Annotated in this window: 20 protein-coding genes; 15 read left to right on the plus strand and 5 right to left on the minus strand. The window is 39.6% G+C overall.

Annotation, left to right across the window (positions count from 1 at the left end; genetic code table 11):
* Nucleotides 1-58: 58 nt before the first annotated feature.
* The 4 genes from QNH36_RS09865 to QNH36_RS09880 all read left to right on the plus strand — a co-directional run bounded on the left by QNH36_RS09865 (nucleotide 59) and on the right by QNH36_RS09880 (nucleotide 2,461).
* A complete protein-coding gene (locus tag QNH36_RS09865; RefSeq protein WP_283905388.1) occupies nucleotides 59-988 on the plus strand; it encodes a Nif3-like dinuclear metal center hexameric protein in 930 nt (309 codons plus the stop codon).
* Between the two features lie 18 nt (nucleotides 989-1,006).
* Nucleotides 1,007-1,198 (plus strand): hypothetical protein, encoded by a 192-nt coding sequence (locus QNH36_RS09870; RefSeq protein WP_283905102.1) that lies wholly within the window; start codon nucleotides 1,007-1,009, stop codon nucleotides 1,196-1,198.
* An 80-nt stretch (nucleotides 1,199-1,278) separates the two neighbouring features.
* A complete protein-coding gene (locus tag QNH36_RS09875) occupies nucleotides 1,279-1,800 on the plus strand; it encodes a GNAT family N-acetyltransferase (protein WP_144476001.1) in 522 nt (173 codons plus the stop codon).
* A 67-nt stretch (nucleotides 1,801-1,867) separates the two neighbouring features.
* The gene (locus QNH36_RS09880; RefSeq protein ID WP_283905103.1) at nucleotides 1,868-2,461 is read left to right on the plus strand and encodes a hypothetical protein; all 594 of its coding nucleotides are present in this window, start codon (nucleotides 1,868-1,870) and stop codon (nucleotides 2,459-2,461) included.
* Here the strand turns inward: QNH36_RS09880 and QNH36_RS09885 are convergent.
* A complete protein-coding gene (locus tag QNH36_RS09885) occupies nucleotides 2,458-2,982 on the minus strand; it encodes an undecaprenyl-diphosphatase (RefSeq protein ID WP_313959711.1) in 525 nt (174 codons plus the stop codon). The genes QNH36_RS09880 and QNH36_RS09885 overlap by 4 nt on opposite strands.
* Nucleotides 2,983-3,056: 74 nt before the next feature.
* Between QNH36_RS09885 and QNH36_RS09890 the strand changes: the two genes are divergently transcribed.
* On the plus strand, nucleotides 3,057-3,518 hold the full coding sequence (locus tag QNH36_RS09890; RefSeq protein ID WP_283905104.1) for a GyrI-like domain-containing protein: 462 nt from the start codon (nucleotides 3,057-3,059) through the stop codon (nucleotides 3,516-3,518).
* Nucleotides 3,519-3,656: 138 nt separating this feature from the next.
* Here QNH36_RS09890 and QNH36_RS09895 read toward each other — a convergent pair whose 3' ends face one another.
* Nucleotides 3,657-3,986 (minus strand): DUF4257 domain-containing protein, encoded by a 330-nt coding sequence (locus QNH36_RS09895; protein ID WP_144475998.1) that lies wholly within the window; start codon nucleotides 3,984-3,986, stop codon nucleotides 3,657-3,659.
* Nucleotides 3,987-4,255: 269 nt separating this feature from the next.
* Between QNH36_RS09895 and QNH36_RS09900 the strand changes: the two genes are divergently transcribed.
* The 9 genes from QNH36_RS09900 (at nucleotide 4,256) to QNH36_RS09940 (ending at nucleotide 10,255) form a co-directional block, all read left to right on the plus strand.
* Complete coding sequence (locus QNH36_RS09900; RefSeq protein ID WP_283905105.1) at nucleotides 4,256-4,702, plus strand: NUDIX hydrolase; 447 nt, start codon at nucleotides 4,256-4,258, stop codon at nucleotides 4,700-4,702.
* A gap of 130 nt (nucleotides 4,703-4,832) precedes the next feature.
* The gene (locus QNH36_RS09905) at nucleotides 4,833-5,432 is read left to right on the plus strand and encodes a kinase (protein WP_144476084.1); all 600 of its coding nucleotides are present in this window, start codon (nucleotides 4,833-4,835) and stop codon (nucleotides 5,430-5,432) included.
* Complete coding sequence (locus QNH36_RS09910; protein WP_144475996.1) at nucleotides 5,429-6,034, plus strand: DUF4253 domain-containing protein; 606 nt, start codon at nucleotides 5,429-5,431, stop codon at nucleotides 6,032-6,034. The genes QNH36_RS09905 and QNH36_RS09910 overlap by 4 nt, the downstream gene beginning before the upstream one ends.
* A 21-nt stretch (nucleotides 6,035-6,055) precedes the next feature.
* Nucleotides 6,056-7,075: a DUF2332 domain-containing protein gene (locus QNH36_RS09915; RefSeq protein ID WP_283905106.1), complete on the plus strand. Its 1,020-nt coding sequence runs from the start codon at nucleotides 6,056-6,058 to the stop codon at nucleotides 7,073-7,075.
* Nucleotides 7,076-7,313: 238 nt separating this feature from the next.
* Nucleotides 7,314-7,913, plus strand: a complete 600-nt coding sequence (locus QNH36_RS09920) for a hypothetical protein (RefSeq protein ID WP_144475994.1) — start codon at nucleotides 7,314-7,316, stop codon at nucleotides 7,911-7,913.
* Nucleotides 7,906-8,457 (plus strand): ribonuclease FAU-1 family protein, encoded by a 552-nt coding sequence (locus QNH36_RS09925; protein ID WP_144475993.1) that lies wholly within the window; start codon nucleotides 7,906-7,908, stop codon nucleotides 8,455-8,457. Before QNH36_RS09920 ends, QNH36_RS09925 begins: the two co-directional genes overlap by 8 nt.
* Before the next feature lie 40 nt (nucleotides 8,458-8,497).
* Nucleotides 8,498-8,836, plus strand: a complete 339-nt coding sequence (locus QNH36_RS09930) for a hypothetical protein (protein ID WP_251541818.1) — start codon at nucleotides 8,498-8,500, stop codon at nucleotides 8,834-8,836.
* An 88-nt stretch (nucleotides 8,837-8,924) separates the two neighbouring features.
* Entirely contained in the window at nucleotides 8,925-9,731 is an 807-nt protein-coding gene (locus QNH36_RS09935; protein ID WP_144475991.1) for a nucleotidyltransferase domain-containing protein, read from the plus strand.
* A gap of 107 nt (nucleotides 9,732-9,838) precedes the next feature.
* Nucleotides 9,839-10,255, plus strand: a complete 417-nt coding sequence (locus tag QNH36_RS09940) for a hypothetical protein (RefSeq protein ID WP_144475990.1) — start codon at nucleotides 9,839-9,841, stop codon at nucleotides 10,253-10,255.
* A gap of 52 nt (nucleotides 10,256-10,307) precedes the next feature.
* On the opposite strand, the gene QNH36_RS09945 is transcribed toward QNH36_RS09940, so the two are convergent.
* Nucleotides 10,308-10,844: a GNAT family N-acetyltransferase gene (locus QNH36_RS09945; RefSeq protein WP_144475989.1), complete on the minus strand. Its 537-nt coding sequence runs from the start codon at nucleotides 10,842-10,844 to the stop codon at nucleotides 10,308-10,310.
* Complete coding sequence (locus tag QNH36_RS09950; RefSeq protein WP_144475988.1) at nucleotides 10,831-11,364, minus strand: hypothetical protein; 534 nt, start codon at nucleotides 11,362-11,364, stop codon at nucleotides 10,831-10,833. The genes QNH36_RS09945 and QNH36_RS09950 overlap by 14 nt, the downstream gene beginning before the upstream one ends.
* A 158-nt stretch (nucleotides 11,365-11,522) precedes the next feature.
* On the opposite strand from QNH36_RS09950, the gene QNH36_RS09955 reads away from it, so the two are divergent.
* Complete coding sequence (locus QNH36_RS09955) at nucleotides 11,523-13,445, plus strand: ATP-dependent DNA helicase (RefSeq protein ID WP_283905107.1); 1,923 nt, start codon at nucleotides 11,523-11,525, stop codon at nucleotides 13,443-13,445.
* A 51-nt stretch (nucleotides 13,446-13,496) separates the two neighbouring features.
* Here QNH36_RS09955 and QNH36_RS09960 read toward each other — a convergent pair whose 3' ends face one another.
* Nucleotides 13,497-13,727 carry a hypothetical protein gene (locus QNH36_RS09960; RefSeq protein WP_283905108.1) on the minus strand — a complete coding sequence of 77 codons (231 nt, stop codon included), beginning with the start codon at nucleotides 13,725-13,727 and terminating at the stop codon, nucleotides 13,497-13,499.
* Nucleotides 13,728-13,810: the final 83 nt, after the last annotated feature.

A 13,810-nucleotide genomic window follows, 5' to 3' on the forward strand; every position in this document is an offset into this window, starting at 1 on the left:
TGAGAGAAATGAAGTTAAAAGTGTCCGTAATAATCAATAAGACCTTAAATTGAAACAAATGGGGAGTGGTTTTTTGAATCTGGAAGAGTTAGTGATTGCTTTAAATAGGGAGTTCGATGTGGAGTCATTTGGCAAGGACCCAGGCTTTAGCAGGTTCATCCCGGCTGCATATGAATCTACGGGATTTAAGTGGCAGGAAGTTTTTGAAAAGAGATATACTGAGCTTTTTAACGGGCTAATGATTAAAGGGACGCCTGAAGTGAGCAAGGTATTCCTGGCTGTGTTTCCAACCGATGAGGTACTTGAATATTTTATCCGTACCAGCACAGAAGGAGACCTGCTTTTCATGCACCACTCTCTCCTGATGGAGTGTGGTGATCCTAATGGGGAATGGGGACGCGGGTTTGTACCAATAAAAGAAGAATTCTTAAACAGAATAATAGATAAAAAGCTATCCGTTTATACAGTTCATGAACCATTGGATTTTCACCGAGAATTGGGGACTAGTGTAGCGATTCAGCAATCCCTTGGCGGGAGGAAAATCGATGGGTTTTTACCAGGGAATAATGGGGAGGACCTGGTGTTTATTTGTGAAATAAACGAAATCGGTACCGATGATCTTGTTACTAAACTAGAGAAAATTTTCGAAATCCCATATGTTGATCTAGAAGGCAAGAAACATGACCGGATTACAAAAGTAGCGATTGTTGCGGGCTGCGGTGACAAGGTTGACTGGATGAAGGAGGCCGAAAAGAGAGGAGTTCAGGCATATATCACAGGTGAAATCCATTGCCATATTGATAATGATTATGGGAAAAGGAAATATCAGCAGATGATGGATTATGTCAGCGAATCCAACATGTCGTTGATCGGCGTTTCTCATGCGGCTTCTGAATACTTGGTAAAGAAAACATTGATTAGGGACTGGTTTCACGAAAAACACAAAATGGAGACTATCCTGGTTCCTCAGGGAAAATGGTGGCTTTAAAAAGGAGCAGAAAATAAGATGAAATACTGGCTTGCGTCAATCGTTTTAATTGTTGTTTCTGTATTGTTTTTAAAACAAGGGATGGACTTATGGAAGCTAGGGACTGATGTTGATGGAGATGGAATGGGTATTCATTTCTTGGGGTTTTTGAAATCAATGACAGCGTTCCAGAAACTAGTATTCCTTCTTATGCCTCAGGCTTTTTTATAGCAGCTGGGTTATCTATTGGGCTGATGTTGGTTATATTCGGTAGAAAATATGTGCGTGTTAAAACTAGGGGGGATTTGCTAATGGAAGAAAAAGTTCATCTGATTAAGCCAACAGAAGATTTGGAAAGTGAGTATCTTGAGTTTTATCATGAGTGGAAAGACAGCGGAGAAGATATGATTCCCTGGGTAATTGCAAGGGACCCAGCGGATTTTCCTAGCATGGTCCAATTCTTGCTGGATAATGAAAAAGGAGTCAACATTCCGAAAGGCTGGGTTAAAGACTCTACATACTGGCTTGTAAACGATAACAAAAAAGTATTGGGTGTAGTCAACATCAGGCATGGCCTCACTGAGAAACTATTCAACATTGGCGGCCATATAGGCTATGGGATTCGACCTAGTGAAAGGCGTCAAGGGTACGCGACAAAAATCCTTGCCTATTCACTGGAAAAAACGAAGGAATTAGGAATCGAGAAAGTCCTTGTCGTTTGTGATGCTGTCAATATTGGATCCGCAAGAACCATAATCAATAATGGCGGAGTAGAGGATGTCAGCTTTACTGAGGAAGATGGCAATGTGGTAAGAAGGTTTTGGATAGAATAAAAGTATTGAAATTTTAAAGTTGAGAAGCATTGCTAATTGGCAATAAGTCTTAAAGGATAGTGATTACATGCAAGAAAATGCATTTGAAATAGAAGTAAATGCTCCTTATGCCTTAAACTATATGGTTTTTCTCCAGAATATCTATTTGAATCAGAATAGGTATCAGGAGGATCGGCAGGTTTTTCCTTATGTTGATTCGAGCAAATGGGGATTACTGGGGAATGTTCAATTTGTTGATGCCTTTAAGGAAGTATGGGAAACTTTGCTTCAAAAAAACTTAAATAAGAGGTTCGACCATAATGGCATTCTAACTGATGAGAAGGCTCTGTTTCAAAGGTTATTTCAAGGTACGGCTGCGGGAGTGTTTGGGTTTGAGGAAAGCTCAAAGGCTTTCCTGGTATGGTGGATAAGTTTTGCTGGCAAAATAGCGGTTGAACGTGTCTTTGAGGGGGATGCCATGACCAAGTTATACAAGGAACTGGCAGGCTTAGTAAAAACAACTCGTGAAAATAACCGGTTAAATATCGCTTTGTTGTATGACAGCCTGGTTTTGTGTGGTTCTTTTCAGCAATCCTGGTACCTAACTTTGCCAATTGAAGATGTATTTTTAATAAATCGCAGACCGGAATTACTTGAACTTATGCGAAATTCGTGTAACTAGCTGGGCTCAGGTTTGTTTCCGGATTTACCGAATGAAAAGATTCTCGTCACAACGCTTATCATTGTTCCAAGAAAGGCACTTCCAACAATATCAGATGGGTAATGGTGTCCGACCCAGATTCTAGAAAAACCTGTAAGTGCCGACATCCACATCATGATTGTCCCCAGGGTCCGGTGGAACATCAGGATAGTGGTAGATGCTGCGAAAGCGAGCATTGTATGCTTGCTTGGAAAGGAAGAATCCATTTTTGAAGGAATAAGAATTCCAACGCGCCGGTTCATGAATGGGCGCGGTTTAAAGTAAAATAAGTGGATGAAGAACTGGGCAGCCAAGCTGACGGCCACTGAAAGGCTCGTTTCAATTGCGATTTTTTTGTTGAACCTGTTCTTGAACAGCATCACTACAATGATGAAAAGATAAACATAACGTATACGATTTGAAATAAGGATCATTAATTTATCCGCTGTTGAATAACGGCCGGATAGTCTGTTGATCAGCTGGAAAAGTTTAAGGTCCATCATGTTTCTCCTCAATGTTTTAATTTTACTTTTCCCTTGCTGATGCCAAAAATGTATGGAAAAAGGAGACTATATAAATGCAAGCAAAGGTAGTCAAAAAAGAAGCATTTAAAGCAGTGGGAGTTAAATGGATTGGAACTTTTGAACAGGCAGCCAGAGGGGAAATTAAGACTTTTCATCACGAATTCCTTGAAAGAAAGAATCAGATTAAAAATGCTATCGAGCCTGAAAACATTTTGGGGCTATCTTATCACAACACAGAACATGGCTTTACATATTATCTTGCCCTTGAAGTGAAAGATACTCAGTCTATACCTGAAGAAATGGAGTTCATTACGGTTCCGGCGTATACATTTGCCAGCTTAGAATATAAAGGATCAGCAGTGCATGAAGCATATACAAGTTTGTATACTTGGGTCAAAGAAAAAGGTTATACCTTAATACAAAATGATTTGGAGCATCTGGAAGAGTATCCAGGAAGCTTTGATCCTTTAAAAGATGCACCTGAACTGAAGATTCATATTCCAATTATGATTTAGCATGGCATTTAAAAGGGATTTTTGAGGAATATTTGGGGATAAATGGAGTGGCTTAAAATTTCCCAAGTTCATTTTTATCAAAAAAAAACAAGCACTCAGGAAGCTGCTTGACCAGTGGCGTTAGCAAACTTCTTTCTCTCAGGCTGAGGTATTGGTTTTTTCATTGCCAATATCCTCCCCGCCATTATTACCGCTGCTTATTCGGAATAATTCCAGTCCTCTTAGTAAGGCATCCCCCCCGAAACCAGCCATTATGGACATTAAAAATACCCGGAGCATTGAGTCAGCCTCGGATGAGACTACCAACAGTGCTGCTGCTAAGGAACCTGTAAGGATTTCTTCAAGAAAACCGAGGTAGATAAATTTCTTTGTTTTTCTTGGCATGATGATTTTGCCGCGTTTTCTTACATGTGCCGTCAGTCCAACAAATCCACCAATGACCATTGCGAAAATCATGTTTTCTAACAAATTGATCACTCTCCTAAAGTCCAGATTTTTGTTGGTCGACCTTAGGTAATTCTGGATGTATTACTATTATACAAGTATTAATGGTGGAAAAGCATGCGTAAATTTATCGAATTTTCAGTATATTTATATGGTAAATAATATGTGTAACTTTTTGGAAGATAATGTTTTATTGTCCATTTTGGAAAAGTTACAGGCCTAAAGTCATAAAGAACGCATTTGATACGGGCGTCTGAAGCATTAAGAATGATTTGTTAAAGAGGAGGACAAAAATGTTTATATTGAATGTGGAAGGTGCGATCCAGAGAGAGGGAAAATGGCTCATTATTGAGAGGAGTACAAAGGAAGAACACGCTGGAGGGCAATTATCACTTGTTGGCGGCAAAGTAGAAAATGAAGGATTTTCTAAAGACTTGCTTGAGCGGACCTTGAAAAGGGAGCTATTTGAGGAAGTCGGAATCGAAATTAATTGCAATTTGAAATATCTGCGAAGCAGCTCGTTTGTACTGCCTGACGGGAGAGAAGTACTCGACCTGGTGTTCCATTGTGTCATTGAAACAGGAGAACCGTTTGCAAAAAGTCCGGATGAGGTGGAGGCGGTATATTGGATGTCTGCAGAAGAAATTTATGCAAATTCAAAAGCACCAATCTGGTTAAAGGAAAGCATAGAGGAAGCCGAGCGTTATGTTCAATCTTCGACAATGAAGGCCACCAATTAAGGTGGTTGTTTTTTTGCCTAAAAAAGGAAATGTAAGGTCGGATATCGAATATGTTAAGGAATTTCTTCAGTGAATTGAGAGGTAGGCAAATTTGAATATCTTAGAAAAGTTAGTCAGTGAATTCATGTCGATGAGTAATCATAAGCATAGATTGATCATTGGCATTGACGGGCTCAGCCGGTCAGGGAAAACGACCATTGTAAAGAAGTTGGCTGCATTGCTCGAAGAATACGAAATGAAAAGCCAGATCATCCATTTGGATGACCATATTGTCGATCGGACGAAAAGATATGGAACCGGTGAAGCGGAGTGGAAGGAGTATTATTACTTGCAGTGGGAAGTTGAGAAACTGGAGGAAATATTATTTGAAAAACTCCAACAAGAAAATGAACTGGTGCTTCCATTCTATGATGAGCAACTGGATCAGCAAGTATATAAAAAGCTGGACTTAACAGGCAAGAAGGTTGTTTTGGTCGAAGGGATATTCCTGCAGCGGGAAGAATGGAAAGCGTATCTGGACTATGCCATTTTTATCGATTGCCCACGTGAAATAAGATTTCGGAGGGAAAATGCCCGAACTCGGAAGAATATCGAAAAGTTCGAGAATAGATATTGGAAAGCGGAGGATTATTATCTGGAAAAGCTCAATCCGAGGGTGAAAGCCGATAAAGTCCTAACATGTCATCAATTGGTGGACGCTCCATTTTGTATAGAAGGTGATAGTGAATGAATTGGAAAAAAATATTTAGCATTGGCGGAGGTTCAAACCAAGACAGTAATATAGCTGACCTGGGGATTCCTGATGAGGTGCTTTCCATCATAAGTAAATTCACCACTGGCAAGTTGAAGCCGTTCTATAAAACAGATCTGTATACAGATAAGAGGGGAGAAATCATAGGAGTCTGTATGGAGGTAAAACAGGATCAAGCGGAAAATCTTGTTTTAAAAATGAGAAAGGAAATGGAGGTATTAGGATTCCTCCCTTTTATATGTGATACCGAACATAATAAGGTGTGTATCAGCCAAGTTTCAGACCAGTTTGACATCATTAAAATTCAGCAAACCAATGGAGATAACTATGATATTAGCAACGAAATGGTTGTTTCCAAACTGAAGGAGTGGCATCTCAGGTATCCATTCACCATCATAGGGGCGGATTTTGACTGGGTGGAAGCCACGTTCCAGGTAATTCCTGATGGTAAAAATTTGAGGTCTTTCGCCACCGAAATGTATAAATTCTGTCCAGACATCGTTGAGCAAGGGTCAGGTTCAATCAATGGATTAATGGAAGAATTGAAAGAGTCGAAGAAATTATTCTTATGGTGGGACTGATCATCATTCGGGGGGATCGATATGGATTCAAAGATTTTCGAGAAGTTTAAACATTTTGCTGTTCATGAATGCTGGGGATCAAGTCCATTATATGAATGTCTTTCTTTAAAAATAGCTGAGGATCGGGAAATGCTTGAACTTGCAAGTAAAGTGAGGATTGGCCAGCCGGTGCCAAATTTGCTTTTGGGGGCAGTACATTATTTGCTGATGCAAGGGTATGAGCATCCACTTGCTGAATTTTACCCAAGCCTGACTGACAATCCACGGGAGAGTGATGAAGCTTTTGCTGCTTTCGTGGATTTTTGCCGGGAATATAGAGAAGAGATCACTGAGATAATTGAAAGCAAAATCGTTCAGACAAATGAGGTAAGGCGCTGTTCTTATCTATACCCGGTTTTCAGCCATATTTACCGAATGGTCCAAAAACCATTGGCCTTGATTGAAATCGGGACTAGTGCGGGCTTGCAGCTTTTCCTGGATCAATATAGCTATTCATATGGTACAGGCCAAATATATGGGAAAACTGATTCGCCTGTTCACTTAACATCAAAGATCGAAGGACAAAATAATCTATTTAGTGAAATGGACATCCCTAAGGTGAAGACGAGGATTGGAATCGACCTGCATATTAATGATGTGAAGAATATGGAGGATTATCTTTGGCTTAATGCTCTCATTTGGCCGGAACATCATGAAAGGCGGGAACTGTTTGAAAAAGCAGCGAACTTTGTGGCTAACCAGTCTTTGAGATTAATAGAAGGGGATGGAGCAGAAATGCTCAGCTCCCTTGCTGGTGAAATCCCTGATGAGCAGGTAATCTGCGTTTTTCATACCCATGTTGCCAACCAAATGCCCGGCACAACCAAGAAAAAGCTTTTGGACCAAGTAAAAGAGATTGGTGAAAGAAGGGACATCTTTCATATTTACAATAATATCTACGACTCAAGGCTCCACCTGGATTACTATCTGGATGGAAAAGAAAGCCTGAACACAATCGGGGAAACCGAGGGTCATGGCCGCTGGTTCAGCTTGAATCTTTAGCTTCAAATTTACCAGATAGGGTGTCATTAATGGAGAAGGGTCCTTTTTTATTGAGTATTTTTTATGGGTGGAATTATGTTTTTTTCATTATACCTACTTATTTTCATTAGAACAGTGAAAGGACTGGAAGAAGAAATTATCTAAAGGATGAGGAAGAGCTCGAATAATCAGATTTTTTTGAAACCTTCCTTCCCTTTTACCCGTATATTATTTATATTGGTAAAAGGAGGAAATAGTTATGGCTAAATTATCCCTCAAATCCGAGAATACCTCGAATATAATTCTTGTTTCGGCGATCATTCTGATCATCAGCAGTTTATTCATGCCTCTCGTTTTCGTTTATTTTATACAGGATTATCTGTACCTGACTAAAGATAAATGGTTTTATGCGACACCGCCCTCAGCTTACATTCTGTTCATGATCGGCATGCTTTGGCTTGCTGTTACCCTGCTCATATATTTGTTTGTTCAATGGAAATTTGAACGGAAAGGGATCAAGTGGCTCATTATTGTTCTCATGTTCGGAAGCGTACCATTCTTTATGTTTGGTATTTCGAATTATTACTATCTTAATGACGAGGGATTGCATTTTAATGAGGCAAAAAGTTTCAATGATATACATTCGTATGGCTGGAAGGATATTAAGCAAGCTGAGGAGATATTCGTCAAAACCAAAGGAGTAACTGTATCCGATCATTATATGTTTACCACCAACGATGGGAAAGTGATTGAATTGCCAAATAACAGCAAGGTATCTTATAACAAGCATAGAATTATGGAAAAGCTGCAAGAATTTAATATTCCGTTGACTAATAATATGGGAGATTTATATGAATGAGACTTTGCTAAAAAGAAGGTACGGTGACCGCGCCGATTGGATAAGGGTTAGCCAGAAGGAGTTCAAACAGGGATTTTTTGAAGAGGATGGCTTCCGAGGGTATGTAACTTCATTGAAAGTAAATAAAGTCACTGAACCATTATTTTTTCAATACGAAGATAAAAAGGTTTGTATAGTAAACGATGGATTTACCTGGCTGCAGCATTTTCCAGAAGGAAAACGCCATTCCGTCACAACCATGTTCAATTCCCAAGGGGAGGTTGTTCAGTGGTATATCGACATTTGCCTTAGAAATGGGGTTGAAAACAACCGTCCCTATTGGGATGACTTGTTTCTGGATATTATCATAATGCCAACCGGAGAAATCTACTATAAAGATCATGATGAACTAGAGGAAGCACTTTTAACAGGAGTGATTAATGAGGAATTATATAACATCGCAATAACCGAGGCCAAGCAAATTAAGAAACTGATTGAATCAAATGAATTTGAATTGTTTCAACTGACCAAGAACCATAAAGAGTATTTCGACCGGAAGGATTGAGATTTACTCAAGAAAAATATAAAGGACGATAATCTCCATTATGTTCGTAAAAACATATAGTTACAGCATTAAGCCAGAAAGGGAAAAGGACTACCTTGAGATTCAAGTTAAAGCAGAGCAAATTTATTCGCGTTTCACAAATAAACAAACTCTTTACTTACAAAGCAAGGCAGACAGTTCAAAGTGGATTGAGATGCATATCTATCAGGACGAAAAAAGCTATACTGACAGTATTCATGCCGTTGATCAACAGCCTGGAATCAATGATTTTTACAAACGGTTCCTTGAAGTCATTACCTCAGTGGAAGAGTTAAAAGAAGATGATTATAACATCATAAATCTCAATGTTAAATCATCAAGTTTTGATTTAGGGGGTTAATTAAACAGCATTAAGTAATGATGTATTATCATAATAAAGGAGTGATATATAATGTGCGGGATTAGAAACTAAGCATTTTGAAAGGGATATGAATTTATCGAGAGACCGTCATGAAGTTTTACTAAAAGCAGTTGCAGACTTTACTGGCGATGAAAAAGTAAGGGCAATTTATCTTGGCGGGTCATTGGCAAAAGGAAATTATGATAACTATTCAGATATAGATTTACATATTATTGTTGAGGATATCAGTCTGGAAGATTTTATTCGCAATAAAAGGCAGCGCTCTTTGAATTGGGGAAATGTTTTATTTTTTGAAGACAGTCACCCGGATTCACCAGTTGTGGTCGCACATTTTGATTCCTTTGTTAAAGCGGACACTTGGTATAAAACTAAAGGACAAGTGAAGCCTTCAATTTGGCTGAAAGGCTTGGAGGTTTTGTATGATCCTGGTGATATATTAACAGATATTTTCGAAGAATCTTCAAGGATTGAAATTGTGTTAGATTCAGAAGCTGTTGAGTTTTGGAAAGGTAAGATATTGGCTTTTTACCATGAAACATACCGCGCTGTAATGCGAAAAGATTGGTACTATGCATTGGCAAACCTGGACCGGGTAAGATGGTTGATTGCTGGCGGCTGGTATATGGAAGCCGGCAATCATCTGGATTCTTCATATGGTGTTTGGTCTAAGGTTGAAGGAGAAAGAAGTTTATTGAATGAGCGGCAATTATCCTTGCTGGCCAAATGGCATTGTAAAAGAGAAAAGGAACAAATTTTGGGGGCATTAACATTAATGTTTCCAGAAGTAATGAGATTATATAGAGTTCTACATAAAAAGGCAGGACTGGAAACGGATGAAGAAGAGTTCAGGAGAATCATTGAAATGGTGTTATGATACTGGCTTCACTATTTTGAATGATATTCCAATTATAAGTGCTAAGAATCATGGATGCTAATCCAACATTGTAGTATCTATTAGAATAGTGCAATCGAGGGGATTAAATGAAAAAGCTTGCTATTTTAACAATGATCCTAATAATATTCATGACTGGCTGCAGTTCAGATTTCCAACCGCAATTGACCAGGGTTGATGTGCAAAAACTAACAAAGGATGGCAATAAAGACGGTGAGGAGAGAATAATTGCTTCTAAAGATGAGCTCCAAACTCTAGAGCAAGCGTTCCAAAAAATCAAATGGTCCCCAAAGACGAAGCCGGAAATGACAAGGAAAGAAGATGTACTGGCGGTTTTCTTCATCCAGGAAGAGAAAAATATGCCGGAAAGCTTGTATGAATACCGAGTATGGTTTGAGGGAGAAACTGCCACCATTATCAGCAGAATGGAAAACGAAGGGTATGGAAGGTTAACAGATAAAACTGAAGTTCATGACCTGGAATCAGCATTGCTGCCAGGTGAATAGGTCATTGCTTTTAGGGTCACAAAAAGAAAAAGTGCCAATACGAGCACTTTTTTCAGCTTACTGCACTAAAAGCTGGGGGATATTCTATTTTTCCTTCTAAACCATTCAATGAGCCCTGCTCAAGCTCGATTGCCATGAACACTTCATTTGGTACTGGAAAGGGAGCGTTGACACCGAAATTCTTCGAGGGCTGAAACCCGAATTTAGGGTAAAAATTCGGATGGCCAAGTACAAATACATGTTGATATCCTAAAGACTTGCATTTATTTAAACCTTCCTTGACGAGTGCTGAACCGATTCCGCTATTTTGATATCCGGGCTTCACAGCCATTGGAGCGAGAGCGATTGTTGGGATCACTCCTTTTTTTGCAAGAAGACTGATGATGCTGAAAAGAATATGTCCGATGATTTCTCCGTTCTCGTCAACAGCTACCATGCTTAAGTCAGGAATGAAATTTTCGGAATCCCTGATTAGTTCAACCAAACGTGCTTCATTTTCACCATTTACAAAAGCCGCTTGATTTAAAACCCTGATACCATGAATATCTTTAATAACTTCAGAACGAATAAAATAATCATCGCTCTTCATATTTCTTAAACTCCCTCCATACCAAATTAGAAGTTTTGGAGTCAGAATCAGAAAATTCCCGGTAATAACGCTTTTCATTTTCACCCGAAATTGAGTCGATATCATTTAACAACATAACTAGAAACTCCCTATCTTTGTTGATTTGCTCTTCAATTTGTGTGTAATCTCTGCCATTTCTAATATTGAACGCTAAGTGCTTATAATGGTCTGCAAGTTGATCCCAGACTTCTCCTAAATTTGAAATCTTTCCATTCATCATATAATATTGTCGGCTTAGAATAGAGAGTTCCCCTAGATGACTGGCAAACGTGAATTCGCCATCCTCTTCTTTCAAGATCTTTATCCATAGGGTCGGATCAGCATCGTTCTCCAGTAGAAATATAGAGTCTCTTACTGTCCGCTGGAATTCAGATCCTGCCTGAATTTCTAGGTCAGTGATTTTTTTATACTGATAAAGATTGAGTAAAATCAATGCAGCAAGAATGAATTTGGTCAGGTTTATAAAATATTTAGTTTTCATATGACCACTCCTTTGTATAAAGTTGAGATAATAATAACAGAAAATTCCAAAAGGGCAATCAGAATTTTTACCAGAATGAATTCTTTCACTTCCAGCACTTTTTTCTGTTATGATTAAAACTGGCTTTTTGCCAGAATCAATTTTCAAGGAGAACCTGAATGACAAAAAATCTTCCATTTACCATCACTAAAAATGATACATTCTTTGATTTATTAGGGGATTACATTGGTGATGTTTTTTATGATATTTTGCCTGAAAAGGGCTATGAGTTGCGCGACGAACAGATTTATATGGCTTTCCAGGTGGAACAGGCCTTTAAGAACAAAGGGATTGTGTTTGCGGAAGCTGGTGTAGGAACAGGCAAGACATTCGTTTACTTGATTTACGCGATCCTCTACGCTCGTTATATGGGGAAGCCTGCAATTGTATCCTGCTCAGATGAAACACTGATCGAACAGCTTGTAAAAGAGGGCGGAGACATCGAAAAACTCGAGCAGGCATTGGGACTTAAAGTGGACGTCCGGCTGGCAAAAGCGAGAGAGCAATATGTATGTATCAAGAAGCTTGATGAGCTTTCGAACACCTCTGACGACATGGAAATTCTTGATGTCCATGACCAACTGCCAGATTTTATTTTTGATGAAGGCATTTCCATGAATTCATTCAGCCGGTACGGTGACCGAAAGGAATATCCTTGGGTCACCAATGAAAAATGGTCTCAGATGGCGTGGGATCCACTTCAGCAATGCTCGACATGCAGCTGGCGCCATCGCTGCGGGCAAACATTGAATCGTGATTACTACCGGCATGCCGGAGACTTGATTATTTGTTCTCATGATTTTTACATGGAGCATGTGTGGACAAAAGAATCACGGAAAAGAGAGGGCCAGATGCCTTTGCTGCCTGAAGCGAGCACCGTCATATTTGATGAAGGTCATCTGCTTGAATTCGCAGCGCAAAAAGGGCTGACATACAGATTTAATTCGCAAACTCTGACGACTGTGTTAACAGGCTATATGCATCAGGATGTCAGGGAGGAATCTCTCTATTTAATCGAGGACATCATAGAGCTGCATGACTCATGGTTCGACCTGCTGGTTGAGAACTCTACTGCTGTTGAGGGTTCGAATCGAAAAGAAGTTGCGAAGCATCCTGCAATCAGGAAGACAGCTGAAACTTTGGAAAAGAAGGTCAGCGAATTAATGGACCAGCTGGTATTTGACGCAGAAATGTTCCTGATTGATGAATACCACTTAAAAATCATGGAAGAATATCTCGAGTTTTTTGCATATGGTCTATCGATCTTCCTGAAGAACGATGAAGGGATTTTCTGGCTTGAAGAGAATGAAGTTCAGTCTTCACTCGTCATCATGCCTCGTCTGGTAGAGGACATTCTGAAAAAAGAAGTTTTTGCACAAAATATCCCGTTTGTTTTTTCTTCAGCAACTTTATCCCAGGTAGGGGACTTCAACTATATAGCGAAGAGTCTCGGAATTGAAAAATATACTTCCTTCACGGTTGCATCACCGTTTGATTATCAAGAGCAAATGGAAATTAAAGTGCATGTTCAGGATGCTGAAAATCAAAAATGGGAGAAAATAGGTACGGATCTGCGTACTGCAAGCGGGAGCTCACTGGTTTTGTTTTCTTCCATGCAGGAAATGGAAAGGTTCAGAGTATGGTCCGATCAACAGGAGTGGGATTTTGACATCCTGTTTGAAGGCGACCGTGAGATTAGTGAAACCGTAAAAGACTTCCAGAATGTCAAAAGCACTGTACTTTGCTCATACAGTTTATGGGAAGGTCTTGATGTCCCCGGTGAATCATTGACCCAGGTCATCATTGCTTCATTGCCATTCCCGCCTCATGACCCGGTCTTCCAGGCAAAAAGGAAGCATGCGGCCAACCCTTCTGCAGAAGTAGACGTTCCATACATGCTGCTTCGGTTAAGACAGGGAATAGGCAGGTTGATCAGGAGCAGCCAGGACGAAGGTGCCGTCCATTTATGGCTTACTGGTAAGCAAAAAGCAGAATTTATGGAAGAAATAACAGCAGTGCTTCCTGTTAGTGGCATTCATTAGTATAGGGGAAATCCCGAAAGGTCCAAGCCTTTCGGGATTTTTTTGCGGAAATTAGTCTCTGCATCCGCACTTTCTATCATCGCGGTCACGATCATTCTCATCCTGAGCACCAGCAACCAAGTCATTGATAATGCAACGACGGTCAGCACGGCAAAGATCTTCAAAATCAATTGTCGCCCTTACCTGTTTGTTGTTGCGGTTAGAGTAAAAAACTCCTGCTGAATCGTTATTATTAGATTGGATCCCATTCGAGCTTAAACTTCTTCCATAGCTAAAATACACGATATCTTATTCGGAAAGGGACAAGTTGTCAGGGCTTGTACCTACTTTGGAAAGGAATATGCTTTTTTCATAGAACCTTTAAA

This window comes from Mesobacillus sp. AQ2 (assembly GCF_030122805.1).
Classification (GTDB): Bacteria; Bacillota; Bacilli; order Bacillales; family Cytobacillaceae; genus Mesobacillus; species Mesobacillus oceanisediminis_A.

Bases quoted from the DNA above. Each gene is read 5' to 3' on its own strand.
- QNH36_RS09865 (WP_283905388.1), top strand. From the start codon at position 59: ATGGGGAGTGGTTTTTTGAATCTGGAAGAGTTAGTGATTGCTTTAAAT.
- QNH36_RS09870 (WP_283905102.1), top strand. From the start codon at position 1,007: ATGAAATACTGGCTTGCGTCAATCGTTTTAATTGTTGTTTCTGTATTG.
- QNH36_RS09875 (WP_144476001.1), top strand. From the start codon at position 1,279: ATGGAAGAAAAAGTTCATCTGATTAAGCCAACAGAAGATTTGGAAAGT.
- QNH36_RS09880 (WP_283905103.1), top strand. From the start codon at position 1,868: ATGCAAGAAAATGCATTTGAAATAGAAGTAAATGCTCCTTATGCCTTA.
- QNH36_RS09885 (WP_313959711.1), bottom strand. From the start codon at position 2,982: ATGATGGACCTTAAACTTTTCCAGCTGATCAACAGACTATCCGGCCGT.
- QNH36_RS09890 (WP_283905104.1), top strand. From the start codon at position 3,057: ATGCAAGCAAAGGTAGTCAAAAAAGAAGCATTTAAAGCAGTGGGAGTT.
- QNH36_RS09900 (WP_283905105.1), top strand. From the start codon at position 4,256: ATGTTTATATTGAATGTGGAAGGTGCGATCCAGAGAGAGGGAAAATGG.
- QNH36_RS09905 (WP_144476084.1), top strand. From the start codon at position 4,833: ATGAGTAATCATAAGCATAGATTGATCATTGGCATTGACGGGCTCAGC.
- QNH36_RS09910 (WP_144475996.1), top strand. From the start codon at position 5,429: ATGAATTGGAAAAAAATATTTAGCATTGGCGGAGGTTCAAACCAAGAC.
- QNH36_RS09915 (WP_283905106.1), top strand. From the start codon at position 6,056: ATGGATTCAAAGATTTTCGAGAAGTTTAAACATTTTGCTGTTCATGAA.
- QNH36_RS09920 (WP_144475994.1), top strand. From the start codon at position 7,314: ATGGCTAAATTATCCCTCAAATCCGAGAATACCTCGAATATAATTCTT.
- QNH36_RS09925 (WP_144475993.1), top strand. From the start codon at position 7,906: ATGAATGAGACTTTGCTAAAAAGAAGGTACGGTGACCGCGCCGATTGG.
- QNH36_RS09930 (WP_251541818.1), top strand. From the start codon at position 8,498: ATGTTCGTAAAAACATATAGTTACAGCATTAAGCCAGAAAGGGAAAAG.
- QNH36_RS09935 (WP_144475991.1), top strand. From the start codon at position 8,925: ATGAATTTATCGAGAGACCGTCATGAAGTTTTACTAAAAGCAGTTGCA.
- QNH36_RS09940 (WP_144475990.1), top strand. From the start codon at position 9,839: ATGAAAAAGCTTGCTATTTTAACAATGATCCTAATAATATTCATGACT.
- QNH36_RS09945 (WP_144475989.1), bottom strand. From the start codon at position 10,844: ATGAAGAGCGATGATTATTTTATTCGTTCTGAAGTTATTAAAGATATT.
- QNH36_RS09950 (WP_144475988.1), bottom strand. From the start codon at position 11,364: ATGAAAACTAAATATTTTATAAACCTGACCAAATTCATTCTTGCTGCA.
- QNH36_RS09955 (WP_283905107.1), top strand. From the start codon at position 11,523: ATGACAAAAAATCTTCCATTTACCATCACTAAAAATGATACATTCTTT.